We start from the raw sequence: 5147 nt of genomic DNA on the forward strand, positions 1-5147 counted from the left end.
ATGTTGTAGGTTTATATACTATAGATCAATAAAGAAGATTTAAAATGTTACCCCAGTAGTTTAGGAATAGTGAATCTTTTTTTGTTAACATAAAGCTATTACAGTAACCAAATATTAAAATATTTTGTAAATTGCTCCCTTAAAATTATCATATTCATAAAATGGAACAACAAATACCATATATTCCTAAAAATAAAGTAAGAATTGTCACAGCTGCTTCACTTTTTGACGGACACGATGCCGCCATTAATATTATGCGTCGTATTATACAGTCAACAGGAGTTGAGGTAATACATTTAGGTCATGACCGAAGTGTTGAAGAAGTGGTTAATACCGCAATTCAGGAAGATGCTAATGCAATTGCAATGACTTCTTATCAAGGTGGCCATAATGAATATTTTAAATATATGTACGATTTGCTTCGCGAAAAAGGAGCAGGACATATCAAGATTTTTGGCGGCGGCGGCGGAGTAATTCTCCCAAGCGAAATCTCAGAATTGCATGAATATGGTATTACTAGAATTTATGCACCAGATGACGGACGTTCGTTAGGACTTCAAGGAATGATTAATGATTTGGTTCAGCAAGCTGATTTTCCTATTGGAGACAAATTAAATGGAGAAATCGATCATATCGAAAATAAAGTTCCAACAGCAATTGCCCGTTTAATTTCGGCTGCAGAGAATTTTCCTGAGATTGCAAAACCTGTTTTTGATAAAATTCACGAAAGCAACGCCGATTCTAAAATTCCGGTTTTAGGAATTACAGGAACGGGAGGAGCAGGAAAATCATCTTTGGTAGACGAATTAGTACGTCGTTTTTTAATTGATTTTCCAGAGAAAACAATCGGATTAATTTCTGTTGATCCATCAAAAAGAAAAACTGGAGGAGCACTTTTAGGGGATAGAATCCGAATGAATGCCATAAATAATCCTCGTGTATATATGCGTTCGCTGGCAACTCGTCAATCTAATTTGGCTTTATCTAAATATGTAGCAGAAGCAATTCAGGTTTTAAAAGCAGCAAAATATGATTTGATTATTCTGGAAACTTCGGGAATCGGACAATCTGATACCGAAATTATGGATCATTCTGATGTTTCTTTATATGTAATGACACCAGAATTTGGAGCTGCAACGCAATTGGAGAAAATTGACATGCTTGATTTTGCCGATTTAGTGGCTTTAAACAAATTTGATAAACGCGGCGCACTTGATGCTTTGCGCGATGTAAAAAAACAATATCAAAGAAACCATAATCTTTGGGATAAAAATCCAGACGAAATGCCTGTTTTCGGAACAATAGCTTCTCAGTTTAATGATCCTGGAATGAATACGCTTTACAAAGCGATTATGGATAAAGTGGTTGAAAAAACGGCTTCAGATTTAAAGTCGACTTTTACAATTACAAAAGAAATGAGCGAGAAAATCTTCGTGATTCCACCGCACAGAACACGTTATTTATCTGAAATTGCAGAGAATAACAGATCTTATGATGAAATTGCACTTTCGCAACAAAAAGTAGCGCAGAAATTATATGGAATTTTCAAAACCATAGAATCGGTTTCTGGTAAAGTGCCTCAAATTAATAAAGCTGGAATCGACGATTCAACTGTTTTACCAAGCGGAATTGCTGAACATGACGAAAACAGAATCTTTTTAAATCTTTTGCTAAATCAGTTCGATAAAGTAAAAATGGATTTAGATCCGTACAATTGGGAAATTATCTTGAATTGGAATGAAAAAGTAGCGAAATATAAAAATCCGGTTTACTCATTTAAAGTTCGCGATAAAGAAATCAAGATTGCAACACATTCTGAAAGTTTATCACATTTACAGATTCCGAAAATTGCTTTACCTAAATATGAAGGCTGGGGCGATATTCTGCGTTGGAATTTACAGGAAAATGTTCCTGGAGAATTTCCGTTTGCTTCGGGATTGTATCCGTTTAAGCGTGAAGGCGAAGATCCGTCAAGAATGTTTGCGGGCGAGGGAGGACCAGAAAGAACCAATAAACGTTTTCATTACGTAAGTGCAGGATTGCCTGCAAAACGACTTTCGACTGCTTTTGACAGTGTTACTTTATACGGAAATGATCCAGATTTACGTCCAGACATTTATGGAAAAATTGGAAATGCGGGAGTTTCAATCTGTTGCTTAGACGATGCTAAAAAATTGTATTCAGGTTTTGACTTGGTGCATGCTTTAACATCTGTAAGTATGACAATTAATGGGCCAGCGCCAATGTTGTTAGGCTTTTTTATGAATGCAGCAATCGATCAGCAATGTGAATTGTACATTAAAGCCAACGAATTAGAAAAAGAAGTTGAGGTAAAAATCAACAAAATATATGCAGCTAAAGGTATTGAAAGACCAAAATACCAAGGCGATTTACCAGAAGGAAATAATGGTTTAGGACTAATGCTTTTGGGCGTTACAGGAGATCAGGTTTTGCCTTTGGAGGTTTATAATGAAATAAAAGTAAAAACGTTATCACAAGTTCGTGGAACGGTTCAAGCCGATATTTTAAAAGAAGATCAGGCGCAGAATACTTGTATTTTCTCAACAGAATTTGCTTTGCGTTTAATGGGTGACGTTCAGGAATATTTTATTACTAAAAACGTTCGTAATTTCTATTCGGTTTCGATTTCAGGATATCATATTGCCGAGGCAGGAGCAAACCCAATTACGCAATTGGCATTTACGCTTTCAAATGGTTTCACTTACGTGGAATATTATTTGAGCCGCGGAATGAACATTAACGATTTTGGACCAAACTTATCGTTCTTCTTCTCAAACGGAGTTGATCCTGAATATTCAGTTATTGGTCGTGTGGCACGTAAAATTTGGGCAAAAGCCATGAAAAACAAATACGGAGCCAATGAAAGAGCACAAATGTTGAAATATCATATTCAGACTTCTGGACGTTCGTTACACGCACAGGAAATTGATTTCAATGATATTAGAACAACTTTACAAGCTTTATACGCAATTTATGACAACTGTAATTCCCTTCACACGAATGCTTACGACGAAGCGATTACAACTCCAACAGAAGAATCGGTACGTCGTGCCATGGCGATTCAGTTGATTATTAATAAAGAATTAGGTTTAGCGAAAAACGAAAATCCAATTCAAGGTTCGTTCATCATCGAAGAATTAACTGATTTGGTTGAAGCAGCCGTTTTACAAGAATTCGACAGAATTACAGAAAGAGGTGGAGTTCTTGGTGCAATGGAGACGATGTACCAACGTTCTAAAATTCAGGAAGAAAGTTTGTATTACGAAACTTTAAAACATAATGGCGATTTCCCAATTGTGGGTGTAAACACATTCTTGAGTTCAAAAGGTTCTCCAACAGTAATTCCAGCTGAGGTTATTCGTGCCACCGAAGAAGAAAAACAATATCAAATCACGATGCTGGATAATTTACACCAGTTTCACGAAGCAAAAGTAAACGAGCATTTAAGTAAACTGCAAGAAGCGGCTATTAAAAACGAAAACTTATTCGACCATTTAATGGAAGCTACAAAAGTTTGTTCTTTAGGTCAGATTACTTCGGCGTTGTTTGAAGTTGGCGGGCAGTATAGAAGGAATATGTAATTTTTTAATAGATTTATGGAAAAACCTCTCAAGATTTTTGGGAGGTTTTTTTTCTTTGAAAAAATTTTGATTACTAGAAATTTTGGCGCTTTACGGTTTTCCTCAATTTTAAAGGAATTAGTTTATATATATTAGCGTTTGTACAAAGAACATAGTTGAAAATATGAAATACGATTTATTACATACAGAAATATATCAAACTCCATGTCCAGAGTGTAAAGCTATTTCATTTCCGATTACACATGAAAATTTAGCAAACTATTTTCATGGAATAAAAATGAAATGTCCCAAATGTGATACAAATCTTGATTGGTGGACTTTATTATTAAGGCATTTTGAATGGGAAGTTCCTTCATATACCTATGCAATAGTTGGCGGTTTTACTACGAGTTTAAGAATCTTTATGAAACCAAATGAATTATTTAGTTTAGATTTAGAACAGATTGGTATTCCTAAAAAATCAAAAATTTTACAAACTAATTATACTCCAAATGGAATTGGTCTATTTCCTGTTGAGTTACATGGAAATACACCGCCTAGACATTATATTCCAAATGTCATTAATTTATACGGTCGTCCATTTGGTGAGGTAATCGAAGAAATTTCGGTTACTGAAGAAATTCCAGTCGCAGTACAGATTAACTGGGCAGAAAAATCAGATACAAGTCAAATTTGGGAAAATCTTATTAATGCAGTCGAATCTTTTACATTAATGGATTACAATAGTTGTGTAATTCCATCAAATGTTTCTGTTGAGTCTACATTAAACAATATTATGGCAAAATACTTTTCAGCATTTGCCTCTAAAGATAAAGTTGAAGATTTTTTAAGTAGCGGTGCTACTTACAGTTATCAATTAAATATTTTACTGCCTTTAATAGCTCATTATAATGGTTTTCCTAAAATTCCAGATTTTATTAGAGGTAATTTAAATAAGTTAAGAAGCCATAGAAATTCTTTGGCTCATACAGGTAAGACGAAAAAGCAAATTGACAAGAAGACTGCTTCTGAATTAGTATGTTCAGCTGCATTTGGCTTATCATATCTAAATCTACTTGAAGAAAAAATGAGAAAAAATGAGATTAAAAAAACGAAAAAATATAAAGACATAATTTTTATTAATGTAATTGCAGTTGTTGTAGCGATGTTAATTTATTATCTTCTTAAAGAAAGGCCAGAAATTCCTATTGCAGTAATAGCAACTGGAATTTCGATATCTTTTGGAATTAGACAAAGTATGATTGAAAATGATAAAATATTTAAAGAGTTATTTATATCATTTAATCAAAAGTATGATGAAAAGTTTAATAATTCATTGAATGAAATTGTTTTTAAAAATATAGAAAACAACAAATATCAATTAACATTGATTGAAGTTAAATTAATTAGGGATTATTTGAACTTTTGTGCTGAGGAATATCTTTGGTATTCAAAAGGAAGAATTGATGAATCAGTTTGGTTATCTTGGGAAAATGGTATGAAATATTATTTATGTAATTCGTCAATTTTGCCATTCGTTATTACAGAAAAAAAACAAAAAGATTC

Annotated in this window: 2 protein-coding genes; both read left to right on the forward strand. The window is 33.6% G+C overall.

Annotation, left to right across the window (positions count from 1 at the left end; translation table 11 throughout):
- Positions 1–161: 161 nt before the first annotated feature.
- On the forward strand, positions 162–3602 hold the full coding sequence (locus tag BOW55_RS20395; RefSeq protein ID WP_129026270.1) for a methylmalonyl-CoA mutase family protein: 3441 nt from the start codon (positions 162–164) through the stop codon (positions 3600–3602).
- Between the two features lie 163 nt (positions 3603–3765).
- On the forward strand, positions 3766–5147 hold a 1382-nt coding region (locus BOW55_RS20400; protein WP_129026272.1), incomplete at its 3' end, for a hypothetical protein.

Origin of the sequence: Flavobacterium sp. YO12 (genome assembly GCF_004119495.1) — a bacterium.
Taxonomy (GTDB): domain Bacteria; phylum Bacteroidota; class Bacteroidia; order Flavobacteriales; family Flavobacteriaceae; genus Flavobacterium.